The 22,882-nt window shown below is 32.9% G+C and carries 31 protein-coding genes and 1 pseudogene; 19 read left to right on the plus strand and 13 right to left on the minus strand.

Annotated features, from left to right (window positions below):
• Positions 1-25: 25 nt before the first annotated feature.
• Positions 26-595 (plus strand): 5-formyltetrahydrofolate cyclo-ligase, encoded by a 570-nt coding sequence (locus ACFSTA_RS12220; RefSeq protein ID WP_377556987.1) that lies wholly within the window; start codon positions 26-28, stop codon positions 593-595.
• A gap of 383 nt (positions 596-978) precedes the next feature.
• Positions 979-2,532, plus strand: coding sequence for a rhomboid family intramembrane serine protease (locus ACFSTA_RS12225; protein WP_377556988.1), 1,554 nt, complete (start codon positions 979-981; stop codon positions 2,530-2,532).
• 20 nt (positions 2,533-2,552) lie between these two features.
• Here ACFSTA_RS12225 and ACFSTA_RS12230 read toward each other — a convergent pair whose 3' ends face one another.
• Positions 2,553-3,404, minus strand: a complete 852-nt coding sequence (locus tag ACFSTA_RS12230) for a hypothetical protein (RefSeq protein ID WP_377556989.1) — start codon at positions 3,402-3,404, stop codon at positions 2,553-2,555.
• Between the two features lie 136 nt (positions 3,405-3,540).
• Here ACFSTA_RS12230 and ACFSTA_RS12235 point away from each other — a divergent pair, with 136 nt between their 5' ends.
• The 7 genes and pseudogenes from ACFSTA_RS12235 (at position 3,541) to ACFSTA_RS12265 (ending at position 10,081) form a co-directional block, all read left to right on the plus strand.
• Positions 3,541-4,998 (plus strand): spore germination protein, encoded by a 1,458-nt coding sequence (locus ACFSTA_RS12235; protein ID WP_377556990.1) that lies wholly within the window; start codon positions 3,541-3,543, stop codon positions 4,996-4,998.
• A gap of 57 nt (positions 4,999-5,055) precedes the next feature.
• Positions 5,056-5,250: a YqgQ family protein gene (locus tag ACFSTA_RS12240; protein ID WP_377556991.1), complete on the plus strand. Its 195-nt coding sequence runs from the start codon at positions 5,056-5,058 to the stop codon at positions 5,248-5,250.
• A 14-nt stretch (positions 5,251-5,264) separates the two neighbouring features.
• Positions 5,265-6,236 carry an ROK family glucokinase gene (locus ACFSTA_RS12245; RefSeq protein ID WP_377556992.1) on the plus strand — a complete coding sequence of 324 codons (972 nt, stop codon included), beginning with the start codon at positions 5,265-5,267 and terminating at the stop codon, positions 6,234-6,236.
• 165 nt (positions 6,237-6,401) lie between these two features.
• Entirely contained in the window at positions 6,402-8,303 is a 1,902-nt protein-coding gene (locus ACFSTA_RS12250; RefSeq protein WP_377556993.1) for an LTA synthase family protein, read from the plus strand.
• Positions 8,304-8,459: 156 nt separating this feature from the next.
• Positions 8,460-8,576 (plus strand): annotated as a pseudogene (locus tag ACFSTA_RS12255) (GNAT family N-acetyltransferase); the annotation flags it as partial.
• A 345-nt stretch (positions 8,577-8,921) separates the two neighbouring features.
• Complete coding sequence (locus tag ACFSTA_RS12260) at positions 8,922-9,392, plus strand: GNAT family N-acetyltransferase (RefSeq protein ID WP_377556994.1); 471 nt, start codon at positions 8,922-8,924, stop codon at positions 9,390-9,392.
• A 245-nt stretch (positions 9,393-9,637) separates the two neighbouring features.
• Positions 9,638-10,081 (plus strand): GNAT family N-acetyltransferase, encoded by a 444-nt coding sequence (locus ACFSTA_RS12265; RefSeq protein ID WP_377556996.1) that lies wholly within the window; start codon positions 9,638-9,640, stop codon positions 10,079-10,081.
• Between the two features lie 994 nt (positions 10,082-11,075).
• Here ACFSTA_RS12265 and ACFSTA_RS12270 read toward each other — a convergent pair.
• The gene (locus ACFSTA_RS12270) at positions 11,076-12,014 is read right to left on the minus strand and encodes an arginase family protein (protein WP_377556997.1); all 939 of its coding nucleotides are present in this window, start codon (positions 12,012-12,014) and stop codon (positions 11,076-11,078) included.
• Between the two features lie 104 nt (positions 12,015-12,118).
• Between ACFSTA_RS12270 and ACFSTA_RS12275 the strand changes: the two genes are divergently transcribed.
• Complete coding sequence (locus tag ACFSTA_RS12275; RefSeq protein WP_377556998.1) at positions 12,119-12,661, plus strand: CGNR zinc finger domain-containing protein; 543 nt, start codon at positions 12,119-12,121, stop codon at positions 12,659-12,661.
• A 408-nt stretch (positions 12,662-13,069) separates the two neighbouring features.
• On the plus strand, positions 13,070-13,327 hold the full coding sequence (locus tag ACFSTA_RS12280) for a hypothetical protein (protein WP_377556999.1): 258 nt from the start codon (positions 13,070-13,072) through the stop codon (positions 13,325-13,327).
• A 3-nt stretch (positions 13,328-13,330) separates the two neighbouring features.
• Here ACFSTA_RS12280 and ACFSTA_RS12285 read toward each other — a convergent pair whose 3' ends face one another.
• Positions 13,331-13,657 (minus strand): hypothetical protein, encoded by a 327-nt coding sequence (locus ACFSTA_RS12285; RefSeq protein WP_377557000.1) that lies wholly within the window; start codon positions 13,655-13,657, stop codon positions 13,331-13,333.
• A 210-nt stretch (positions 13,658-13,867) separates the two neighbouring features.
• The gene (locus ACFSTA_RS12290) at positions 13,868-14,050 is read right to left on the minus strand and encodes a DUF2759 family protein (RefSeq protein WP_377557001.1); all 183 of its coding nucleotides are present in this window, start codon (positions 14,048-14,050) and stop codon (positions 13,868-13,870) included.
• Positions 14,051-14,224: 174 nt separating this feature from the next.
• On the opposite strand from ACFSTA_RS12290, the gene ACFSTA_RS12295 reads away from it, so the two are divergent.
• A complete protein-coding gene (locus ACFSTA_RS12295; RefSeq protein ID WP_377557002.1) occupies positions 14,225-14,848 on the plus strand; it encodes an MBL fold metallo-hydrolase in 624 nt (207 codons plus the stop codon).
• Positions 14,849-15,028: 180 nt separating this feature from the next.
• On the opposite strand, the gene ACFSTA_RS12300 is transcribed toward ACFSTA_RS12295, so the two are convergent.
• The 9 genes from ACFSTA_RS12300 to ACFSTA_RS12340 form a co-directional block, all read right to left on the minus strand.
• On the minus strand, positions 15,029-15,271 hold the full coding sequence (locus ACFSTA_RS12300; RefSeq protein WP_090867161.1) for a DUF2626 domain-containing protein: 243 nt from the start codon (positions 15,269-15,271) through the stop codon (positions 15,029-15,031).
• A 114-nt stretch (positions 15,272-15,385) separates the two neighbouring features.
• Positions 15,386-15,739: a hypothetical protein gene (locus ACFSTA_RS12305; RefSeq protein WP_377557003.1), complete on the minus strand. Its 354-nt coding sequence runs from the start codon at positions 15,737-15,739 to the stop codon at positions 15,386-15,388.
• Positions 15,732-16,115 carry a competence type IV pilus minor pilin ComGF gene (locus ACFSTA_RS12310; RefSeq protein ID WP_377557004.1) on the minus strand — a complete coding sequence of 128 codons (384 nt, stop codon included), beginning with the start codon at positions 16,113-16,115 and terminating at the stop codon, positions 15,732-15,734. Before ACFSTA_RS12310 ends, ACFSTA_RS12305 begins: the two co-directional genes overlap by 8 nt.
• A gap of 16 nt (positions 16,116-16,131) precedes the next feature.
• Positions 16,132-16,470 (minus strand): prepilin-type N-terminal cleavage/methylation domain-containing protein, encoded by a 339-nt coding sequence (locus ACFSTA_RS12315; RefSeq protein ID WP_377557005.1) that lies wholly within the window; start codon positions 16,468-16,470, stop codon positions 16,132-16,134.
• Positions 16,457-16,891, minus strand: a complete 435-nt coding sequence (gene comGD, locus ACFSTA_RS12320; RefSeq protein WP_377557006.1) for a competence type IV pilus minor pilin ComGD — start codon at positions 16,889-16,891, stop codon at positions 16,457-16,459. The genes ACFSTA_RS12315 and comGD overlap by 14 nt, the downstream gene beginning before the upstream one ends.
• Entirely contained in the window at positions 16,888-17,208 is a 321-nt protein-coding gene (gene comGC / locus ACFSTA_RS12325; protein ID WP_377557007.1) for a competence type IV pilus major pilin ComGC, read from the minus strand. The genes comGD and comGC overlap by 4 nt, the downstream gene beginning before the upstream one ends.
• Positions 17,195-18,727, minus strand: coding sequence for a recombinase family protein (locus ACFSTA_RS12330; protein ID WP_377557008.1), 1,533 nt, complete (start codon positions 18,725-18,727; stop codon positions 17,195-17,197). Before ACFSTA_RS12330 ends, comGC begins: the two co-directional genes overlap by 14 nt.
• Before the next feature lie 186 nt (positions 18,728-18,913).
• Positions 18,914-19,138, minus strand: a complete 225-nt coding sequence (locus ACFSTA_RS12335) for a helix-turn-helix transcriptional regulator (protein WP_377557009.1) — start codon at positions 19,136-19,138, stop codon at positions 18,914-18,916.
• Positions 19,139-19,271: 133 nt separating this feature from the next.
• Entirely contained in the window at positions 19,272-19,667 is a 396-nt protein-coding gene (locus ACFSTA_RS12340) for a helix-turn-helix domain-containing protein (RefSeq protein WP_377557010.1), read from the minus strand.
• Between the two features lie 197 nt (positions 19,668-19,864).
• On the opposite strand from ACFSTA_RS12340, the gene ACFSTA_RS12345 reads away from it, so the two are divergent.
• From ACFSTA_RS12345 to ACFSTA_RS12375, 7 genes are all read left to right on the plus strand, one after another.
• Positions 19,865-20,110: a helix-turn-helix transcriptional regulator gene (locus tag ACFSTA_RS12345; protein WP_377557011.1), complete on the plus strand. Its 246-nt coding sequence runs from the start codon at positions 19,865-19,867 to the stop codon at positions 20,108-20,110.
• Positions 20,094-20,282, plus strand: coding sequence for a hypothetical protein (locus tag ACFSTA_RS12350; protein ID WP_377557013.1), 189 nt, complete (start codon positions 20,094-20,096; stop codon positions 20,280-20,282). Before ACFSTA_RS12345 ends, ACFSTA_RS12350 begins: the two co-directional genes overlap by 17 nt.
• Positions 20,283-20,501 carry a hypothetical protein gene (locus ACFSTA_RS12355; protein ID WP_377557014.1) on the plus strand — a complete coding sequence of 73 codons (219 nt, stop codon included), beginning with the start codon at positions 20,283-20,285 and terminating at the stop codon, positions 20,499-20,501. It abuts the gene before it with no gap.
• A 13-nt stretch (positions 20,502-20,514) separates the two neighbouring features.
• Complete coding sequence (locus ACFSTA_RS12360) at positions 20,515-20,652, plus strand: hypothetical protein (protein ID WP_377557015.1); 138 nt, start codon at positions 20,515-20,517, stop codon at positions 20,650-20,652.
• A 260-nt stretch (positions 20,653-20,912) separates the two neighbouring features.
• Positions 20,913-22,139 (plus strand): SNF2-related protein, encoded by a 1,227-nt coding sequence (locus tag ACFSTA_RS12365; RefSeq protein WP_377557016.1) that lies wholly within the window; start codon positions 20,913-20,915, stop codon positions 22,137-22,139.
• Positions 22,140-22,478: a hypothetical protein gene (locus ACFSTA_RS12370; RefSeq protein ID WP_377557017.1), complete on the plus strand. Its 339-nt coding sequence runs from the start codon at positions 22,140-22,142 to the stop codon at positions 22,476-22,478. It abuts the gene before it with no gap.
• Positions 22,478-22,867 carry a hypothetical protein gene (locus ACFSTA_RS12375; RefSeq protein ID WP_377557018.1) on the plus strand — a complete coding sequence of 130 codons (390 nt, stop codon included), beginning with the start codon at positions 22,478-22,480 and terminating at the stop codon, positions 22,865-22,867. The genes ACFSTA_RS12370 and ACFSTA_RS12375 overlap by 1 nt, the downstream gene beginning before the upstream one ends.
• Positions 22,868-22,882 lie beyond the last annotated feature (15 nt).

Raw genomic sequence — 22,882 nt, forward strand, 5'->3', positions numbered from 1 at the left:
TAATAATAAAGTTGGGGGTGTTTGTATGTCTAAAGAAAAATTACGAAAAGCTATGATACATAAACTGAAAAACATTAACAATGAAAATAAGAAAATAATAGAACAAAGGCTTTTACATCAATTAATTCGTACAGATCTTTGGAAACAGGCAAGAACTATTGGTATAACCGTTTCACAAGGGTTTGAATGGGATACAAAATCTATTATTCAATCAGGGTGGAACGAAGGAAAAAAGATGCTTGTCCCCAAATGTATTCCTTCACAAAAAAGATTGCAGTTTTATGAATTACATCATTTCGATCAATTAGAAATGGTATATTACAATTTATTAGAACCTAACCCGGAAAAGACGAAAATTGCGGACTTGTCAGAAATTGATTTATTAATAGTACCCGGACTATTATTTGATAAATTTGGTTATCGAATTGGTTTTGGTGGGGGTTACTATGACCGTCTACTTGAAAGTTATGGAGGGGAAACGGTATCTTTAGTGAGTGATATGCAATTTATTGACGCCATGCCAACTGAAAAATTTGATATACCAGTAAAAAATTTAATAACGGAAACAGGTATAAAAGAAGTTATATCAACTTGATGAAGATTCTTATTTGTAAGCAATATGCATAAATAAATTTTTTCATGAAATAACTAATAACACCATACTATGAAAAGGGTGTTAATATGAGAGTTATTGTTTTTCTGACATGCATTGTAACAGTGATTTCCTTACTCTATAAATGGCGATACCGTGTCATGAATACAATTCTTGCTGTAAGCTTTTTGCGGAAACTGGCAGTAACATTGTCCATGAATATGCCAAATATCCGCTCCAAAATAATTCCTAACCTTTTTAATCAAACGACAGATAACAATTCATTATAAAAGAAGTTGTTTTAAACAGCTTCTTTTTTCTTCTTCATACCAAGAAAAATAGTGATAGTTTTGGTATGATGTACAATAGGGGAGGAGACGAATTGAATGTATGTAAATGAGCTTTTTAAAATGTATACAATCGCTAATAGTCTAACTAAACATAGTAATTATGAAGTGCTTCATATTAACAAGGACGAGAATGAAGTTTGGTTACATAAATATGAAAATAAGACATCTACTGTTATTCGATTCATTCATCATGGGTTTGACTGGAAAAATCATCTAAAAAAAGATGTGGCAGTGGTATTTCAAAAAACGAAAGCAATGAAACGTTTATTACGTGGAAATATAAAAATTCATAATGTTTACTTTGCTACACATGAACCTGTTGACGAATGGGAAATATTAAAAAAACCAATGCAATTACAAGATAAAAAAGATATTAAAATGAATGTTTATTATTTGTCGGAACGGGATTTTGTTGGGGAACAAAACAGATTACTAGATTCCCTTCAAAATCCTATAATTGACTCCCCTGAACTTGATTCTGAAATTGAAATGGAACAATATATTAATCAGTGTAAAATGGATCTAACTCACTTGGTGCAGCACAAGCAAAAGGAAGTATCACAGGTTTATTCCTATGGCAAACCAATTGTTACCTATTTGCTTCTAGCGGTAAATCTGGTCATGTACCTCCTAATAGAAATGATGGGGAGTAGTACAAATACGGAAACATTAATAACCTATGGAGCTAAGTACAATCCAGCAATTATAGATGGAGAATGGTGGCGAATCATAAGTTCCATGTTTTTGCATATTGGATTTATCCACCTCTTTATGAACATGCTAGCAGTATATTATTTAGGTACACTTGTTGAAAAAATATATGGTTCATGGAGGTTTATCACCATTTATTTCCTAGCAGGAATTGGTGGGGGAATTACTAGTTTTGCCTTAACTATAAATGTATCAGCGGGAGCTTCTGGTGCATTATTTGGTTTATTCGGCGCATTATTATATTTTGGGTTGAATTACCGGCGCGTCTTTTTCCAAACGATTGGTAGTGGTTTATTAGTTTTAATTGGAATCAATGTCATCATGGGTTTTATGATTCCACAAATTGATTCTGCTGCACATATAGGTGGACTCATTGCAGGCTTTATTGCTGCTGCGGTCGTACAGTTGCCGAAGAATAGAAAGAAACGTATACCATTAATATTTGCTATTATTTATGGATTATTACTTTATGGAATGGTTACATACGGGATGGAGCAGAATTTATCTAGCCCTGAATTTCAGCTTGGTTACATTGAAGTACTAATGAATCATGATGATTTTGAAGGGATAATTGAGAGCGCATCTCGTGGATTGGAAAATCCCGGCGACTTTGAAGCCCTTCTATTATTTCAACGTTCCTATGCTTATATAAAGTTAAATCAAATTGAATTAGCATTGAAAGACTTAGAAGAGAGTGTATCTCTCCAACAAGAGAATTCTGAAAAAATTCCTCAAGCATATTATAATTTAGCGTTACTGTATTATAATAACGGAAATGATAAAGCCGAAGAAACTATTCGTATTGCAAAAGATTTAATGCCAAATGAGAAAGCTTATGAAGACTTGTATAGGCAGATTATAGGTGAAGACCTTGAATAAAGTGCTCGTACAAGAGCACTTTATTTTTGCGTGATATTTTGGATCAATTTCTCTTTGGAACCGTTTAACTCAAATACTACGAGTAATTGATTAAGTTGTTTATCAAGTAATACGAGTGGGGTATAACTTTGAAGCTTTCCTTGTTTTGAATCTGCTGCAGGAAGTATGTAATTCTTATATAGTCCTTCCCATAATTGCCCAATAATTTTATTAGTTTGCTCCTGATTGAAGCCTGGTAAATTTTCCATGCTATACTTATTTAATTCTGTCAATGGAATGGTATGGTATCTTTCCAAGTCGATTGAAAAGTGGGATAGTAATTGCTGCCAATGTTTAAGGAGTTGTTTATTTTTCTTTTTATCTAATGACTCAGCTACATTTTCTTCTAGTCTATTTGAGGCTGATTTAAATGCATGATATCGATTTTCTTGATACACATATAAATTATCAAATGTCATTTGTTGAATACTTTTTATTGTATTTTCTGGATAGTGAATTTCTCCATGATGAAAAGAGATGGATTCCCAGATAGCATCCGCATTATTTTGTAAATCTCTACTTATTTCTATACGATCTTTATTTTGCTCCCATTTACTCTGTACTCCTACTAAATTTCCATTTGAAAAAAGCAAGGAAACATCCTGCCGTAAATATATATCTTTCTCAATGTTGGAAAAGGTTGTCCAGTCAATCGAATACCCTTGATTATCTTCTGGGATATAGGTTAAAGTGGTCGAAGCATCCACAAATGATAGTTCTTCATCTGGTGGGAAATAGGTGATAACCTGAACAGAATTTATATTTAATACGTATAACACGCCAATCGCTGTAACCAATGAAAAAAGAAGTAATGTTATGGTCTTTTTTTTCAATTTCCTCATCCTCTAGTCTTTTTTATCAATGTATGAGATGAGACAAGCATATATGATTACGGAAAAACGACTGTATAGAATTATAGGAAACGATTAAACTAACTGTATTATTAATAAAGGAATATTTGGTGATGATATGGAAAAAGAAAAACAAGAATTATTTTCTTCATATTCGAAAAACGTTACATATATTCATGACAGATTAGGAATCGATAAAAGTTTTGACATTGTTCATTTAGACCTTGAATATGCAGGTCGAAATATGGCGATGTTTTTTGTTGATGGTTTTGTAAAAGATGATATTTTGCATTTATTAATGAAGCTACTCGCTAAGACTGAACCGAAAGATCTGGAACCTGACCCACTTGAAAAACTAATAAAAACATACTTGCCATATGTGGAATTGGATATGGTTGATGATCTTAATCAGGCATCAGATTTAGTCCTAGGCGGTCCCACAGCATTAGTTGTTGAAGGAATCGATAAAATAATAATTATTGATGCTAGAACCTATCCAGTCCGGTCTCCAGGAGAACCCGATTTAGAAAGGGTAGTTAGGGGTTCTAGGGATGGGTATGTAGAAACAATTGTTTTTAATACGGCTTTAACTAGAAGAAGAGTTCGAGATCGCTCGCTACGTATGGAGTATTTGCAAATTGGGAGGCGCTCTCAAACAGATATTTGCCTATGTTACATTGATGATATTGCGGAGACGGAAAGGGTGGAGGAACTAAAGGAAAGTTTAAAAATGATTGATACAGATGGGCTCCCGATGGCTGAAAAGACCATTGAAGAGTTTATAAGTGGTCAACATTGGAACCCATTTCCAACAGTACGTTATACCGAAAGACCGGATACGGCCGCAACACATTTATATGAAGGCCATGTACTAATTATTATTGACGGTTCACCAAGTGTAATGATTACTCCTTCAACATACTGGCATCATTTGCAACATGCGGAAGAATATCGGCAAAAACCTTTGGTAGGTGCCTATTTACGGTTAGTTCGTTTTATAGCAGTTTTAGCATCGATTTTTATTTTACCGTTATATTATTTATTGTCTAGTAATCCAGATTTATTGCCAAAAGGATTAGAGTATATAGGCCCAAGTGATTATGGTGCAGTACCGTTATTGGCACAATTTATTTTTGCGGAAATAGGTATTGATATGTTGCGAATGGCTGCAATTCATACCCCTACTTCATTAGCAACTGCTATTGGTTTGGTTGCTGCAATATTAATTGGTCAAGTCGCAATCGAAGTAGGGTTGTTCTCCTATGAAGTGATATTGTATTTAGCTATAGCTGGAATTGGAACCTATGCTACGCCTAGTTATGAGCTAAGTCTTGCAAATCGATTAGTGCGGATTTTTCTTTTACTTACAACTTCATTATTCGGTGTTATAGGTTATATGGCAGGGATAACGATGTGGATTATATACTTGATTCGTATGAAGTCGTTTCAATCTCCTTATTTATGGCCGTTTATACCGTTCTCTTCTCATGCATTTCGTGATGTTTTATTACGTTCGCCTATTCCATTAAAAAGCAAAAGACCAACTCTGTTGGACCCTCAAGATCCAGATCGTTAAAAAGATCTGGATTGTTGTTTTGGTAAGAAATTGCTATAATTATTGTGGTGAAAAAATATGAATACATTTTATGATGTGCAACAATTATTAAAAAAATTTGGTATATTTATTTATGTAGGTGACCGATTAGCTGATCTTGAATTAATGGAAATGGAACTTACGGAGTTGTATAAATCCCAACTAATACGAGTGGAAGAATACCAAAAGGCTATTTTGGTATTAAGACGTGAGAAAAGATTAAACAACAATTGAAAGAAGGCTATGCAATGAAAGAGTTAATGATTGGCGTAGACATTGGAGGTACTACGGTTAAACTAGGATTTATAAATGTAGATGGAGAAATTATAGATAAATGGGAGATTCCGACAAACACGAAAAATCAAGGTGTTTCTATTGTTCAAGATATATGGGATTCCATCGATCAAAAACGTATACATTTGAATATAAATCAAGATAATGTAATAGGAATAGGAATTGGAGCACCAGGTTTTATTGACGCTAAAAAGGGTATTGTTCATGAAGCAGTAAATATTGGTTGGAAAGACTTTCATTTAGCCGAAGAATTGAATAAAAAGTCAGGTTTACCAGTGTTCTTAGAGAATGATGCCAACATAGCTGTATTAGGGGAAAATTGGAAAGGTGCTGGTAATCTGGCGAGAAATGTGATTGCAGTCACACTTGGTACAGGTGTTGGTGGTGGTATCATTGCAAATGGCAGAATTTTAAACGGTGAAAATGGAACAGCTGGTGAAATTGGTCACATTATTGTTGAACCAAATGGGTATCTATGTAATTGTGGACGAAGAGGATGCATGGAAACAGTAACCTCTGCTACAGGTATTGTTCGGCAAGGAATGGATGCCATAGAAAAAGAACCTAAGAGTCTACTAAATGATCGTTATAATGAAAATGGTTTCATTACTTCGAAGGATATTTTTCAACTTGCAAAACAGGGTGACAAAATCTGCATAAAAATTGTTAACCGCACGACAGACATTATAGGATTTACAATTGCTAATATGGCAACTATTATTAATCCATCAAAAGTCTTAGTAGGTGGAGGGGTTTCCAAGGCAGGAAGTCAGTTAATTAGTGGAATAAATGAAGCGTTTGTAAAATATGCTTTACCTAGGATTAGTGATGTATGCGAAATAAAAATTGCTCAACTTGGTAATGATGCAGGAATTATAGGTGCTGCTTATCTAGTAAATCAAAAGTTGAAAAATATAACTTTTTAAAACTAATGATTTTATATTCCTTGTGGAAGAAATATACTAAAAGTTGAAACTTTTATAGTGTTTCATACGTCTTATATATTATACACGTGACTTATGCCGTTACGTATATTATTAAAGGGCATAATTTATGATTACGTGACGGAAGTACTTGTAGGAGGATATAAAATGAAATTTACATGGGGAAGAATTCCGCTATATGTTATCGCAACAATATTATTTGGTTTGAAAACGTATATCGTTTATCGTTTCATGTTTTCAATCGAGTTGGAAAACGTAATGCAGGAGTTCATTTTACTAATTAATCCATTTGTTTCTGCTTTTTTAATATTTGCTATTAGTGTTTGGTTTAAAAAGCAGTCACGTCAAATGAAATTTATACGGTATACCGCTTTGATTGGAACTATCATTGTTTTTGCCAATCTAGTATTCTATCGATCTTATACTGACTTTATAACGTTACCTCAATTATTTCAAGGTAGTAATGCAGCAGATTTAAGTACTAGTGTACTAACTTTGATTAAACCTTATGACATATTGTGGTTTATTGATGTTGTTTTCATTTGGTATTTAAGTCGTAAAAAGCAAGATACTTTCGAAACACGTTATAGTAGAAAAGGTAAAATTTTTGCTTTAGCAATGTCTTTTGTTCTACTTGCCGGAAACTTCTTCTTAGCAGAATTGGAAAGACCACAATTATTTAGCCGTGCATTTGATCGTGAATATTTAGTGAAAAACATTGGTTTATTTAATTACCATATTTATGATTTAGTTCTCCATTCTAAAGTAAAATCACAACGTGTTTTCGCTGATGGAAATGAAATTCCAGTAATTAGGAACTATATTGATGAAAATATAAGAAGTGATGAAAAATCTGAATTATTTGGTGTAGCTGAAGGGAAAAATGTTATCTTTATTTCCGCGGAATCTATTCAAAGTTTCGTTATAAATAATGAAGTCAATGGACAAGAGATTACACCTTTTTTGAATAGCTTAATGGATGATGAGGATACGTATTACTTTGAGAATTTTTATCATCAGACAGAGCAAGGAAAAACTTCCGACTCCGAATTTTTAGTGGAGAATTCTTTGTATCCTTTATCAAGAGGAGCTGTATTCTTTACTCATGGTCAAAACGAATATAATGCGACCCCAGAAATATTACATGAACATGATTATTTTTCAGCCGTGTTTCATGCGAATAATAAAAGTTTCTGGAACAGAGATCAAATGTATGAAAATATAAATTATGACTACTTTTACGATATTGAGTCATATGAGGTTACGGATGAAAACTCAGTTGGTTGGGGGCTGAAAGACAAGGAGTATTTTGAACAATCTATAAAATACCTACAGTCTATTGAACAGCCTTTCTATACAAAGTTTATTACGTTAACAAACCATTTTCCGTTCGAACTCGATGAAGAGGACAAAACAATCGAACCGTATGACTCTAATTCAAACACGCTTAATAACTTTTTCCCTACTGTAAGGTATACGGATGAAGCCATAGAGCAATTTTTTAATCAGTTAAAAGATGCAGGTTTATATGAGGATTCGATCATTATTATAATGGGAGACCATTATGGTATAAGCGCCAATCATAACAAAGCAATGAGCCAGTACTTAGATAAGGATGAAATCACGCCATATGATCATGTGCAATTACAAAGAGTACCATTTTACATCCATATTCCTGGACATGGAAAGGGTGAGGTGAAATCTGAAATTGCAGGTCAAATTGATGTAAAACCTACGCTGTTGCATATGCTAGGAATTGAAACAGATAATGATATTTATTTTGGTAACGACTTATTCCATGATGATCGTAAGGGATTCGTAGCATTACGGAATGGAGATTTTATAAGCGATGATTATATCTATACGAGCGATATATGCTATGACCGTCAGTCAGGAGAGCCTTTGGAAGCCGATGAAAGTGGTCTAGATAATGAGTCTGCAACGAATGCTTGCCATCCGACTATGGAAAAGGTAGAGAAAGAATTAAGTTTATCGGATAATATTGTTTACGGAGATTTATTTCGATTTATAGATTTTGATGAAAAATAAAAAACTGTAATTATGCTAATGGTTCTGTTTTTAGAGTAGAAAAAAATTAAACATCAAGAAAAGGAATGCTATTGGCATTCCTTTTCGTATTCATTATGGCAGTGGTGATTATCATAAAAATCAAAAAAAGTATGTCATTTTATGTTAAAAATATTTATTAAGATGTATAAAAAATATGGTTTTGAGATTGAATGTGTCTTAAAGAACGACAAAAAATTATCTAATGGGAATTATTACAATACCGTATTGATGAGGAGATTTAAAAAAGATTAGAATCTAGTTTGCGTTGTAAGTTATTATACTACTGGTTGCTTTCGTTTAAATGTTAATCTCATGCTAAATCGGGCGAACCAAAGATGGAGTTAAACTTGGAGTAGTTAAGAGCAGGAGGTCATAGAGAAAATGTTGAATCAGCTTTAGAGACGGGAGGCGAGAAGTATGTGAAGAGGCTGAACTAATGAACAACTATATAGAAAACTACACTACAAAATCTGTATATTAATCAAACGAGTTCGATTATGCCAACTGGAAAACACTCTTTACTTATTTTGCAGTTGTTTAGTAGAACAAGAAATTAGATTAGAATATGCCAACCCTATGAAGATGAGGAATTCTAAAATGAAGATAATAAAATATAAGGAATCTGATATTGAAGAGATTGTCTCATTATTTTATGAAACGATTCATTCAGTAAATTTAAAGGAATATACCCAATCAGAATTGGATGCTTGGGCTCCAAGAGATGAAAAAAAATCTAAAATGAAATCCTGGAAGGAATCACTGCGGCAAAATATAACATATGTTGCTAAAATTAATGATAAACTAGTTGGTTTTAGCGATTTAACGCAGAATGGACATTTAGATAGACTATTTGTTCATAAGGACTATCAAGGACAAGGTATAGCTACAGCTTTAGTTGATATACTTGAATCCGAGGCAAAGAAATTAAAGCTTTTAGAAATTGATACGGAAGCAAGTATTACAGCTAAGACATTTTTTGAACATCGAGGCTACAAAGTCGTTTGTGCACAAACTGTAGTACGCAAGGGTGTAAAATTAAATAATTTTAAAATGATTAAAGAAATATAATTATCATATTTATTATCAATCTAAATCAATTTAGAGAAGCATGTTTTTTAGTCCATTAACGAGTGTTTTGATTCACTAGCAGATCGTCAACGTGACAGTCTTTTTTTATGAAATGCAGTTCAAAAGTAAAAATTGTGTGTGTTTTAGATAATAAGTAAAAAAATCTCAAAATAATTCGTTGCGGTTAGGGGTAAGAAGGTCATGAATTTAATATTAAAAAAATTATCTATAAATATGCTAGAAATTTGTTTCGATTTGAAAGTGAAAATAAAGAATACTTTGAGAAGTTAGTACCGCCAAGAAGTAATGATTATTATGAATATGATAAGTTTTTTATTATTTTGGAGTCGCTATTGGAGGAACAAGATGAAGAGAAATCTTTTTTCTATTTAGTAAAAAATGATTGGGATGCTATTATAGGAAGAATAAATATTGTGGATATCGACTGGGAAAGTGGACACGGCAATTTAGGATATAGAATTGGACGTACTCATACTGGGAAAGGCATTGCAAGTAAAGCGTTAAATATGCTACTTAATCAAGAAAATAAAATAACACAGCTATCAGCCAAAACAACACAAGATAATATTGGCTCACAGAAAGTTTTGGAGAAAAATAAATTTGAAATTGTTGAACTACGCAAGGAAGCAGATTATAACTTTATTTATTATCGGTGGTTTAAAAGGTAACTCATACTCAACTATTGAGGAGTCGTACTAACTTTTCAGGATTGTGAAGTAAGGATTATTTTGATATCAATTTGGTTGCTGAGGAGGTTTAGGGTGGTTCGAACAAAACAAAATCTCATGGGAGCAATTCCTTTTAATCTATAGTTTCACTAAATGCAACAGTTCTGACATATTCTATCAACTACAGACACAATATTTACCACTTGTTGCTAGCGCATTTACTAATGGTATATCGTCAAGACTTGGCAAGATAGAGGTGGATAAATTATTAGTGATTTACAAATAAATTAGTCTTTCGCTATTTAACAAAAGCGCGCTATTCTTGAACATTGGCTTTTAAAACATAAAGTTAGATTGATTTCCTAATTGTTCGTGTTATGCCCCAAAATAGAAAGCGGTATACAAATGCAATAAGAAAGATGAAATAAACAAATTCGAAAAGAGAGAAGGGTGTATAATCGATTAAATAAGAATTAATAAAAATTATCATTAAAGACAATAGCTCCATTAAAGAGTTTTTAAACCCATTTTTTTCGTATAAGTACTTAGTTTTTTTGAAATTAAAGACATCTTTTAATTCCTCACTAGAAAATCCTTTGACAATACTTAACCCGATTAAATAAATGCTCAGAGCAGGTACATAGGCCATACTCAAAACCTGTGTTATTACACAAAAAAATATGGTGAATAAAAGTAAGTACATTTTACTATTCTCCTTGCTTTTTAATATACTTACTAGATTACATTAAAAAGAACATCATGTATACGGTATACGCTTCCAATGCTAAAAAGTAACTAGGAGGGTTCGAGTGTTTTTAAAATTAAGCATTGTTGTGATATTTACCACTTGTTGCAGACGTGTTTACCAATGTGAAACATCAAGAGAATGCGGGTTTAAAACGTTAAGGATTTTGAAAGATAAAATAGCCTAATCCCTCGTAATTTTAAGGAATTAGGCTTATGACCTTCAACAATCGTCCCTGACAATTGATGGTCATTTATTTCCGACTGGGTTATTTTGGGTAATATCTTTATTTTCTTTAAAAGCTTCAATGAGCATATCAGAGAAAGCTTTTGTCACTTCATTATTATTATCTAACTCAGGGTCTAGAATTGTCACATTCATGCCAATAATTTTATGAGATTGAAGTATTGTTTTTAGTAACACCTTAAGTTCCGAAAACTGTAGTCCATTAGGTTCTGGACAATCTACACAAGGCATAATTGAACCATCCAGCACATCAGCATCTAAATGCAGCCAATAACCATCAACACCCTCGTGCTTTACAAAGTCATTCAGATGCTCGGTCGTCTTATCCAATCCTTCGCGCATTACGTATTCGGCACTCCAACAAGAAATCTCATCCATCTCAGCTTCTGCAATAATATCCTGCTCAGGATCAGATTCACGGTAACCCAATGTAAGTACATGTTTACTTTTAACATAAGGTTTCCGGTTCTCTAAATTCGATAAAATGTCTGTGCCTTTTCCCGTGATAATGGCTAATGCCATGCCTCCAACAACAGCATATTCTTTATTCCCCCTGTGGTAATAGTCTGGATGCGCATCAAGATGAATCAAACCAAATCTTCCTTTACGTGCTAAAGCAAGCGTACTTCCAACTAATATACTGCAATCACCACCTAATACTAAAGGAAATCCCTTAGTGTCCAGAACCTCTTCTACAGCATCTGCTAAATCAATCGAAAATGAAGCCAACACGTTACCATTAAGAGCCCCGTCATTATAAACCTTTTCCTCCGGATATGTCGGTTTAGGTAATATCTTTGTAGCTGTAGGGTCGAGTGTGGAGTGAAAACCGACCATTTTTAGGGCATCTGGGAGTTTATCACACCCTCTTTCTTTACCATTGGCGTGTCTGCTCAACCCAAGGTTAACTGGGGCATGAATAATGTGAATATCTTTAACCACCATAACCATCTCCTTTAGTTAAAACTTGACTCCAACATAATGTAAGCGTTAAAGTATTATTTAAGTATTACTATAACGCAATATATGTAAGGAGTCAAATCAATATGAAGAATTACAACAGTGATTGGTTAACATTCACATTAGATATTATTAATAGCTATGATCCTTTTTTTGAAGTACCTGAACAGCTGTCCAGCCCAAATGATTTAAATAGCCTGTTTAAAAAACATGACTTATTTTCTTTTAAAACCTCAACTTTTGAAGATGTATTAGCTATTCGCACTTATCGGGATGAATTGCGTGCACTAATTCAGGAAGAAAATGATTCAAGGTTAGTGGAATTTCTCGTGCAGTATGAATCAAACAGCCCCATGCAATTACGTTTATCGACACTTGGAAATGGGAGGTTTACGTTTGTTTATGAGCAACCTGACAAAGCTCCCTTGATAAACCAAATTTTCGCAATCTGTTCATTTTCTTTAGGAAAAGAATTGGTTGACTACGGAAGAGAACGTTTAAAGTCATGTATTGCAAAACCTTGTGAAGAAATCTTTATAGATCGATCAAAAAATGGACGTCAACGGTTTTGTGGTAAAAAGTGTTCCAATCGTTTTCATGTTCAAAAACATCGCCAACGTAATACTTAATCGTCAATTACGTCAGTAAAGCAATTTTACATTCGCGTCCCATTTACAAATTCCTTTTTTAAAGAATCTGGCCGTTTGTGGAAGACTGATCTTATTAAAAGTCAATCAAATTTGAATACGGATGGTACAACATTTTATTTGCTGTCATCGGAGACAAATTAAAAGAGGAGGGATTGACAATAGATGGAATTAATCAGTTAATTTTACTTTAAGAAACCATGAAAAAGTTAAAGAACGTGATTATCGATACGACCATATTTTTCTATTGGTAAAATTTTATAATTTCTCTTGGAATATTATGTTAGTATTGAAATGTAAGAATATTAAATTAACATAGCAGGTTTGTACAAAAGGTATATTTTAGGGGTTGAATAGTGGAACACGATCATTGTTAAAGGGGGGAAATAATTGGTACCAATTATTTTATCTATAATACTAATAATTGCTCTTGTTTTTTCCATTATTGTTGTGGTTCAGAAAAGAAAAAAGGCTGGTATAAAAGGGATTAAGAGTGCTTTAACTACAATTTTTCTCTATCTGATTGCTATAACAAATCTATTAGCTTATTGGTTTAATTTTCTGGGGTTATTGAATTGGTCTATTTCTGTTATTTTGTTGATTTTAGGTGCATATTTTACAAAATATATGCCAATACCTGAAAGATGATTGTTAAAATACAGTATTTTGGTTAAATAACTTATTAATCAAGGCTTTATACTCTTTTTCTTCGAAAGTGATAGCTATTCTATCTATTTTTTGCGAATCTGGAAATAAAAATGGCGTACGACTAAATTTAGTTTTTGTTGGACCAATCAGACTGTAAATTATGTTAATAACTTTAAAACAGTTTATATCTAATCCGTCTTCTGAAACATTTTTTATACTTATTGTTATGAAGTTATCTTGTTTTGTAAATCTTGTTATTCTGGGTGGGATAATCTCTACTTTACAAAGTGTTTGAACAGCATCTCTAAAATAATCTTTCTTTATTTTCATAATAATCCAACCTTTTTTACCAAAATTGTCACAAATTAGGGAACGATTGTCCGCTTCGCTGTCCCGTCCGAAGCGAATGGATGAAATGGAAATGTCGCAATTTAAATCACTCACAAATGAAGTTCCAATACTTGAAAAATGCAACAAACTTTTAAATAACAGAACAAGAGAAAAGCGAACAAATCCCTCCGGATTGTTCGCTTTTCAGGTTTACACTGCGTCTTTAAGTACTTGAATAATTGTTGCTATAGAGAAAAATCCAAAGGATAAAGCAGAAATAGCGGAAAACCCTAAAGCAAAAAAGTTTTTAAATTTTAATTGACGAACAACAGATACTACAGAAACCAGTGCCACAATTAATAACATAATTGCTAAAACGATGTGTTGTGACATATATAACATCCTCCTTATGTACTTCTCTTGAAATGATTGAAATTAGAATTGTATTTGTATTATTATGTATCTAACCAACACTTATACTTTATTTTAGTATAAATAATTTACTTTGTCGAGTTATTATAAGTGTTTTTTGTGAACAATTAGTAGCTATATGAGGAGAGGTAGAAGATGCAAATTAATCAAATGTCTTTAGGGCCATTGGGAACCAACTGTTATATTATATACGATCAAAAGGAAGCATTAATTATTGATCCAGGTGGAGAACCCGAGAAAGTAATTGACTTCTTAGATAGTAATAAGCTTACACCTAAGGCTATTCTTTTAACACATGCACATTTTGACCATATTGGCGGAGTAGATAAGCTGCGTCATTTTTATCAAATAGCAGTTTACTTACATAAATTAGAAGAGAAATGGTTGTCAGATTCAGCTTTAAATGGTTCACAATTATTTATGGGTCATGAAATATCATCAACGGAGCCTGATGAATTTCTACATACCGGTGAGATGAATGTAGCCGATTTTTCTTTTCATGTGTTACATACACCTGGGCATTCACCAGGAAGTGTTTGTTTCGTTTTTCATCATAATAATTTCGTAATCGGTGGAGATGTTCTATTTAATCGAGGAATTGGACGAACAGATTTACCAGGTGGAGACTTTAGTTTGTTAGAAGAGAGTATTCAACAGAAGGTATATAAATTACCGGATCATTATGTAGTTTTCCCTGGTCATGGTCCCAAAACAACTATCGGGGAAGAAAAGCAAAATAATCCGTTTATACAAGCATAAAAAAACCCTTCTTTTGTAAGAAGGGTTTTAGGGGGGATGTGTTCTGCTCTTTGTTGGTTAGGGATAAAAGTTAAGCTACAATTATAACTATAAATGCTAATTAACAGCATGTCAATAGCGTTAACTAAAAAACAAAAAACCCTGCAAGGGTATTATGTAAGCAGGGTTTTTGTTGTGTTTTTAGTGTCCAAATCCAGGGACTAAAATAAATTCTGAATACCAAGTAAATCCAATCATAAATACAGTACAATAAGCTCCGAACAAATACATATACATACGTTCAGATAATTTTAAATAACTTACTGTTAGGAAAAAAGCCGTTTGAACTAGGAAAAGTAGTGCTGTTTTCTGCATGTCACCAACATAAAACATAACTGTAAATATACCCGTCCAAAAGGCAAGCACTCGAAACATTCGATCCATGCTTTCCCCTCCTTTTAGGTGTCTTCATCATTGTTATTATAAACGAGGAATCGAATAATGTAAATGAATCACATTAAACATTTGCAAGTTTTGCTTCATACAAGTTGTCCGTAACTAAGCATTTATTAACTCAACTTGGGTTATTACGGTATAGTGTGTATCGTTTACGGTTGTAATATTCATATACAAGCTAAGAGTGGAATCATTCAACTGGAAATAAGTGATTTCTACAACTCCATCAGGGAATACATATGTTACTGTATCTTCCGTATTAATTAATGATTCGATATCCTTGTAAAAATTTGTATAACCCATTTGAAATAAGGTTTCGATTTTGATATTTTCTATTATTTTATTTGTAACATGTAGGTTGTTTTGGAATGTGACAATGTTAGTCGCTACGAAGATAAATACAATTAATGAAATGAACATGACATAAGGTAGGGCAAATCCTTTTTGGTTAGTCATATACAAATAAGACCTTTTCGTACAATTCGCCTTGTAGTGTCATGACTTTTACTCTTACTCCGTTAGGGAGAGGTGTGAATTGTAAATTTTGAATATCTCTAAGATAAATTTCATGTCCCATATCATTCACTTGTCTTCGAACAAGGGTATTGTATTTTTCAATTGATGCTTTATCTCCATTCTGTAATGTAAGTAATAATCTTTTAGAGGAGATATCTATTTTCTTTATATTGATTAATTCATTTTGTAAGAGATGAAAAAATTGTTGGACAGAAATTTCATCGTAATCAGATTCGAAATCCACTGTTTTAATGATGTGGATTATTAGTGGGAGGGTTATTGTAATAATTGTCACCATTAAAAGCATGGAATACATGGTAAAACCTCGTTCGTTACTGGGGTAATCCATATAAACATAATTTATCTGCTTGTTTTTTAGCATTTTTCCATTCTACACATCCTTTCAAATAATTATTTTCTTTTGAAAAGAGAAATTGATATGATGTGTTATCTATTAATATTTCCTTCGCTTTTGGATATTGGACATCTTTATCCCATAGAATAAGTTGTAACTCATCATGTAATCGGAGGGATATCACGCGTCTTTCTTTTAAGGTAGTACGTTCCTTATCTACCAATGAGTTAATCGGAACAACGGTACTAATAATAAGTAGGACGATGCTTAAAGATATTAATACTTCTATGAAGCTAAATCCATCATTCTTTTTCAATATATCCTCTTCCTTTACCGATTGGAAAAATAATTTTGTAAGTGGATCTTCCAGTAAATACGGAAATCGTTCCTGCTTGTCTTATAGATCCATTCCTGTTAAATGAAATACTGTTTAGGTTTCTTTTATCGATTCTCCAGCCTGGAGGGAGCTCTCTTGTAGCTATAATTTCCTGTGTGGTTCCATTTAGTATTGTATAGTCTTCCTGATTAAAAATGATTCGAATATAGTCTTTCGATCCCAGAGATAAATTCTGAGTATATAAAACATCGAACTGAAAGGTATTGAAAAATTGATTCTCTTGTTGGTTGGATACAGTAGAAATGGTTAGTGGCATAGTCAGTGCTAGAAGGATGGACAATATTGCCAGTACAAAAAGTAGTTCTACAAGAGTGAAGCCATTCCGTTTACTCTTAGTCATTCTCCTTCAGGAAGGAATACCTTTCCATCTACATATAGAAGCTCTTGATTTCCTTGGCAATACTTCTGTTCGTCTGTTATATACTCATTCGAAACCAACTCATCTAGGTCTGTTGGGTGGTTTCCATTATCTAAGAAATAGGTGTCGACTTGGGCTTGAACTACTGTTACTAATGCATTGCATCCCTTCTTGGAGACTGCTTCACTCTTATTTCCAATATTAGGTATAATTAATATTAATAATACGGAAATAATCATTAATACGATCAACATTTCGATAACTATAGGTAAATACCCATGTAGGTCATAAAAACACATGGGTATTCTTTTTTGTATGGTGCCAAGTGTAAGGATCACCATCAATAGGGATTGCAACTTCGATAGGGATTCCGTTGAATACTTCAGTAATTAATATTATTTTATTATCATATACAATACCACGAGGGAAGAGTGTACCAACTAATTGAGCACGTTCTAATCCAGTTAATTCACTTTCAATATTTTTAGCAATTGCCATGTATTGATATAAACTTTCGTAAGTAAAGGAGCTAGAATCAATAGCTGTTAATTTTCTTTTTAGCTTAATTAAAGTTTCTTCTTGGACTTCAATTTTTGAATGAAATACTTTTTCTTTTTCCAGGTATTTGTCTTTCTTTAAATCACCGGAAAGATAAATATCTAGTAATCTATCCAACGATGCTTTTAAATCGGTTATAGTTTTTTCTTGTTGTTTTATTTCAGATTTTAATATATTTACCTCATTTTTATCATATTCGATACGAATATATTTTTTAGCTAATTCTTCGCTTGTTAGAACGTCTTTTAAAGCTTTTATAATGTTGTTATCAAAACGAACTGTATTAATACTTAAATCGCATTGTGATTTAATACTCTTTTTTCGTCCATGTTTAGCATAATAATTCGGTCTTTCTTTTGTTCCATGTTGTGAAATAGAAATTGTTCTTTCACAATGTCCGCAAGTTATATGTGTCCGTTTCAACATATGAATATTATCTGAGTTTTTACGGCCAGACACACTGAACTGTCCACTTCGTTTTTCTTTTTCTTCCTGGATTTTGTTATATGTTTCTTCGGTTCTAAGTGGTTCATAAACATAAGCTTTTATTTGCTCGCCATCAGTAAATTCTTTTTCCTGAATACCATGAAATGCTTTTGAAGTTAAACGAGTGTGTATCAAATGTTCATTCCATTGCTTTCCGGTAGGTGTTTTGGATATCTCATTTAATTTATCACTAATCGATTTCATACCAAGCTGTTTCTGCAAATAAAGATCATCGATAAACGGAATCACCCATTTCCAATCTTCTTTAGCTTCATATTTAGATGTTTGCTTATTGTACTTATATTCAAATGGTGGAATTCCCCAGCCTTTACCTTCACGTAGTCTTTGACGTTTGCCACGCATCATTCTGCGCACAACTGCTTTCTTTTCACGTCTAGCTATAAGGTTCTTAATATCTGAAATAAATTCATCATCTTCATTCGCTAGATCAATAATTGTCCCTGGTTCTGCAATCTTTACATTATTATCTCTTAAAGTTGATTTAAGGTATTCCCAAGCTACTGTGTCAAGACGTGATAAACGGTCCTGATCAATAACCAAAACAACATCTACTCCACCTTCTTCAACAATGTCAAGTAATGCATTCAAACCATCCTTTTTCAATTTACCTCCTGACTCAACATCTTTAAATTCACCTATTAGCTTCCAACCTTGTTGTGAAAGATATTTATTTAATTCTTCTTTTTGTGCTGCTAAACTAAACTTTTTTTCTTGTAGTTTAGTTGATACACGGTAATAATTTGCAACTCTCATATGACCCACTCCTACTTTTTTTGAAAAAATATAGAACAAATGTTCGCATTTATGTTATAATAATGACAAATAAATTTCAAAAGTATTACGTTTATGCAACAATTCCCATTTAAATTTTCCAAATTATATGGTATAAATGTTGTAAGTTATCTAGCTGACAAGCGTCGGCGAGTAGACTAAATCTACTCATTTATCGCCTACTTCTACCCATTCGTATAGATCTTCTATACTGCAATGCAATATAGTTGATATGTTTTTAGCAACCTGTAATGTCATGACGGTAGGGGGATCGTTTACATATTTGTTAATTTGTTGTCTAGTAACACCTAACTTGGCTGCTAATTCCAACTGTGACATTTTTGCATTTTGCAAACGTTCTCGAAGTAGGCATCTTCCGACTTGATAAGCCAAACAGACACCTCATTTATACAATTTTTTATTACACTTAAAAGGCGGCGATGTAATGACAGAAGATGAATTAAAAAACATTGTAATTCTAGTACAACTGATCAAAAAGGGTAGTATCAAAAATATGGACGAATCGTTAATCCTTTTTCTCAAAGAAATCAACAGCAAACTTGATATTATCCATTAACTCTTTTCTTTTATCACTTTCTAAACTAAGTGCTTTTTCGGTAATTTTTTTAATCAATATCATATCATCATAATCTAAATCTTTGGTCTCGGCTACTTTAGAAGCATTTTGCAAAGCTTTATATTCATTGTCATTTTTGGTAGCCGGGAAAAGATCGTCAATACTAATATCAAATATCTCAGCTATTTTAAATAGATTGTCATAACTAACTTCCCATTCTCCCTTTTCATAACCAGCGACAGTATTTTGAGCTACTCCTAGTTTTTTTCCTAATTCAGTTTGATTCATTCCTTTCTTTTTTCTATATTCTTTAATTTTACTTCCAACATACTTGTTTATATCCAATGTATTTTCCTCCATCTTTCTCAATTTCGTATAAAATTTTTAAGTATATACTGAGTATATACCTTTCTGTTGACTATAGTATATATCAGTAGTAATAATGTTTCAATAATAAATATCAGTTTTTTTGATTTTTTTATTGACTTATCGGAAAAACTGATATATTATGACATTAATCGACAACGAAAGGAGGAAAAACAATGCATTGGGAATTAATTAAGTTACGTAAATCCAATAAAATAAGTCAAGGTCAAATGGCTAAGTATTTAAACATTAATCCATCTACTTATTCAAAAAAAGAAAATGGGCATTATGATTTTAAATTAGAAGAGATATATAAGATTGCTAGATTCTTTAACAAACGAATTGATGATATTTTTTTACCTACAAATATCAGAAATACTGATATTAGAGAAAGCAGGTGTGATCATGCCTCTACCAATTGACCTAGATCTACTAAAAAAAAGAGAGGAGATCCCCGAGAAGTTAGCCGAGTTATCATACGGAAATGCAGAAAAAGCAATTTTACTACTAAGGAAATGGGGAGAACGAAAGTCTCCAATTACTGTTTTACACAAAGAAATTAGCGATTGTTTAAAGAAAAGTGAGGTGAGTTAAATGACTGTACCGTTTTTACCACAGTTTGAAGATCGTTTTCTTGAGATTGATGAAATGAAAGAGCCTACTCGTTCAAAGCGTCTTGCAATTTTAATGACTGATATGGAAGGTGTTTACGATATTCCATTGAGTGGTCGCGATAGGGACAACGAATTTACTGATAACAATCCTGAAGTAATGACTCTTTATAAAAAAGTAAGTATGGCTAGGGAATTTTAGGAGGTGGGTTTAGATGATTAGCAACGAAATTTTTGATTATGTAGCAGATGGTGATTTGCACACAAAACTTGATAGTGTTGAGTATTCTACTAATCTACGAGAAATCGTAACAGTTGGTCAGATGATAGAACGTGCTGAGAGGGGTGAGTAAGTGAGTAAACGTATTTGGACAGCCTTTGTCATTATCGCTGCTTTAACACTTGGAGTTTTAACCTGCCTTACTGTAGCAACTATAGATTTGCTTAAGTAGTTTTTAATCCCCTGAGAGGAGGTGAGATAAGTGAACGAGCAAGAATTTTATAATTGGCTATTTGCAGATTATGGTTGGCAAAAAGAAAAACCCACTGACGGCAATCAGTGAGCAAGAAAAATATATTCACAGACATTATAGCACGAAATGAAGTGATGTAAATGAAACTTTTTTTACACCAGGATAGAGCATTGAATGAAACCTATGATCAAAACAGAGTTGCTTACTACTTAGACATGGGATTAGGTAAAACATTTGTAGGCTCTGAAAAGATGTGGGAACTCAATACACCTTACAATCTAGTAATCTGTCAAAAGTCAAAAATTGGTGATTGGAAAGAACACTTTGAAACGCATTATCCAGAGTACCATGTCATTATTTTCGACAAACAGTCACTAGATAAGATCCCAAAAGATAGTGTATTGATAATTAATTACGACAAAGTGTGGCGAAGACCAGAACTAGAAAAATTAAACCATTTCACACTCATGTTAGATGAAAGCAGCATGATTAAAAATGAGAAATCCAATAGGTCTAAATTCATTTTAAGTTTAGCTGCAGACAACGTTATTTTATTAAGTGGTACACCAACAGGCGGTAAGTATGAGGAACTTTGGAGTCAACTTCACTTACTAGGTTGGAACATTAGTAAAAAGCTATTCATGAAACAGTTTGTTGTTTATGAATGGGATGAACTAAATCAAAAAAATAAAATTGTTGGTTATAAAAATGTAGACAGGCTTAAACGTAAATTACGTAAACATGGTGCGGTGTTTATGAAAACAGATGAAGTATTCGATTTACCAAAGGTAAACGATCAGATTGTAAAAATACCAGGGACAAAAGAGTATATGCAGTTTGCTAAGGATCACATCATTGAGTTAGATGACGAGTTATTGGTTGGTGATACATCAACAACTAAGAAATTATACTTACGGCAACTAGCAGGTGTTTACAACCAAAATAAACTGCAGTACGTGAAAGATTTAATTGATAGCACCAATGACCGCATCATCATTTTTTACAACTTTAAAAAGGAATATGCTGCATTAGTTGAAATGATTGATAGACCAATTGCAACCATTAATGGTGATTTGAAAGATTTAAATGCTTATGACGAGCATGAAAATAGTGTAACACTTATCCAGTATCAAGCAGGAGCCATGGGTCTTAACTTACAAAAAGCTAACAAAATAGTTTATTTTTCGCTTACTGACAAAAGTGAACTATTTGAACAGAGCAAGAAACGGATCCACAGAATAGGACAGGAAAGACCATGTTTCTATTATTACTTGCTTACTGCAGGAAGTATTGAATGGCGCATGAAAGAAGTCCTGGAACAACGGAAAGATTACAGTGATGAGTTATTTGAAGAGGAGGAAATGTGAGTGAACGTAACTTATAAAGGTTATATGTGTGATGTTAGTTTTGCACAATATGGAAATGGTAACAATGCAATCCAATTAATCGGTAGTGAAGGAACTGATTATGAAGGCGAATTAGTTGGTGTTGCTTCCGTTAATGGTGAACTGAAATTAGAAGATGACGTTGTCGGCATTAAAACGTGGTCTGAAAACGAGGGAATTGATCAATCTTTAATAGATGGTGGAGTTATTGAACCGGAATTACTTGGCCTTGAACCTACAGGTTTTGTTGCAATAGAACACTATAAATTAACGGCGGCATCATTAGAAGAAATAGAGAAGTTGAAGGAGGTTAAATCCTAATGGGAGAAATGGCAGAGTTAGCACATGAAGAATACATGTTCAATCAATTTGTTAAGCAACAAAAAGAATTAAAAAACAATCCATACAAAACTGAAACAGTTTTAAATCGCTCTAATTGGGTTGATGGATTGGGTACAGTTCACGAATTAAAGGATATGGATAAAGACTATTTACAAAACGTATTGTTCTTCATTTATAAAAGACGTGATTTTTACTGGCTTAACTGTAATAACGTTAGTTTGATTGAAAAATTTAAAGATGGTGATGAGTTCTTTCAAATAGTAATTCGTAACAGTACCATATGGAAATCTATAATCAATGAATTGCAAGAGCCGACTGAAGGTTTCAATTTTGAATTCACTATACCAGGAGAACTAAACAATGGGTGAAGTAGCAGAAATGAT

Source organism: Ornithinibacillus salinisoli (genome assembly GCF_042684965.1).
GTDB lineage: Bacteria > Bacillota > Bacilli > Bacillales > Amphibacillaceae > Ornithinibacillus > Ornithinibacillus salinisoli.

What these genes read in the sequence shown, in the direction of transcription:
- ACFSTA_RS12290 (WP_377557001.1), bottom strand. Translation starts at nt 14,050, where the DNA reads ATGTCACAACACATCGTTTTAGCAATTATGTTATTAATTGTGGCACTG.
- ACFSTA_RS12330 (WP_377557008.1), bottom strand. Translation starts at nt 18,727, where the DNA reads ATGAGAGTTGCAAATTATTACCGTGTATCAACTAAACTACAAGAAAAA.
- ACFSTA_RS12300 (WP_090867161.1), bottom strand. Translation starts at nt 15,271, where the DNA reads ATGGATCGAATGTTTCGAGTGCTTGCCTTTTGGACGGGTATATTTACA.
- ACFSTA_RS12355 (WP_377557014.1), top strand. Translation starts at nt 20,283, where the DNA reads ATGACTGTACCGTTTTTACCACAGTTTGAAGATCGTTTTCTTGAGATT.
- ACFSTA_RS12285 (WP_377557000.1), bottom strand. Translation starts at nt 13,657, where the DNA reads ATGAAAATAAAGAAAGATTATTTTAGAGATGCTGTTCAAACACTTTGT.
- ACFSTA_RS12295 (WP_377557002.1), top strand. Translation starts at nt 14,225, where the DNA reads ATGCAAATTAATCAAATGTCTTTAGGGCCATTGGGAACCAACTGTTAT.
- ACFSTA_RS12220 (WP_377556987.1), top strand. Translation starts at nt 26, where the DNA reads ATGTCTAAAGAAAAATTACGAAAAGCTATGATACATAAACTGAAAAAC.
- ACFSTA_RS12275 (WP_377556998.1), top strand. Translation starts at nt 12,119, where the DNA reads ATGAAGAATTACAACAGTGATTGGTTAACATTCACATTAGATATTATT.
- ACFSTA_RS12360 (WP_377557015.1), top strand. Translation starts at nt 20,515, where the DNA reads ATGATTAGCAACGAAATTTTTGATTATGTAGCAGATGGTGATTTGCAC.
- ACFSTA_RS12310 (WP_377557004.1), bottom strand. Translation starts at nt 16,115, where the DNA reads ATGTATTCCATGCTTTTAATGGTGACAATTATTACAATAACCCTCCCA.
- ACFSTA_RS12225 (WP_377556988.1), top strand. Translation starts at nt 979, where the DNA reads ATGTATGTAAATGAGCTTTTTAAAATGTATACAATCGCTAATAGTCTA.
- ACFSTA_RS12345 (WP_377557011.1), top strand. Translation starts at nt 19,865, where the DNA reads ATGCATTGGGAATTAATTAAGTTACGTAAATCCAATAAAATAAGTCAA.
- ACFSTA_RS12250 (WP_377556993.1), top strand. Translation starts at nt 6,402, where the DNA reads ATGAAATTTACATGGGGAAGAATTCCGCTATATGTTATCGCAACAATA.
- ACFSTA_RS12365 (WP_377557016.1), top strand. Translation starts at nt 20,913, where the DNA reads ATGAAACTTTTTTTACACCAGGATAGAGCATTGAATGAAACCTATGAT.
- ACFSTA_RS12350 (WP_377557013.1), top strand. Translation starts at nt 20,094, where the DNA reads ATGCCTCTACCAATTGACCTAGATCTACTAAAAAAAAGAGAGGAGATC.
- ACFSTA_RS12375 (WP_377557018.1), top strand. Translation starts at nt 22,478, where the DNA reads ATGGGAGAAATGGCAGAGTTAGCACATGAAGAATACATGTTCAATCAA.
- ACFSTA_RS12240 (WP_377556991.1), top strand. Translation starts at nt 5,056, where the DNA reads ATGAATACATTTTATGATGTGCAACAATTATTAAAAAAATTTGGTATA.
- ACFSTA_RS12260 (WP_377556994.1), top strand. Translation starts at nt 8,922, where the DNA reads ATGAAGATAATAAAATATAAGGAATCTGATATTGAAGAGATTGTCTCA.
- comGD (WP_377557006.1), bottom strand. Translation starts at nt 16,891, where the DNA reads ATGACTAAGAGTAAACGGAATGGCTTCACTCTTGTAGAACTACTTTTT.
- ACFSTA_RS12235 (WP_377556990.1), top strand. Translation starts at nt 3,541, where the DNA reads ATGGAAAAAGAAAAACAAGAATTATTTTCTTCATATTCGAAAAACGTT.
- comGC (WP_377557007.1), bottom strand. Translation starts at nt 17,208, where the DNA reads ATGTGTTTTTATGACCTACATGGGTATTTACCTATAGTTATCGAAATG.
- ACFSTA_RS12245 (WP_377556992.1), top strand. Translation starts at nt 5,265, where the DNA reads ATGAAAGAGTTAATGATTGGCGTAGACATTGGAGGTACTACGGTTAAA.
- ACFSTA_RS12305 (WP_377557003.1), bottom strand. Translation starts at nt 15,739, where the DNA reads ATGACTAACCAAAAAGGATTTGCCCTACCTTATGTCATGTTCATTTCA.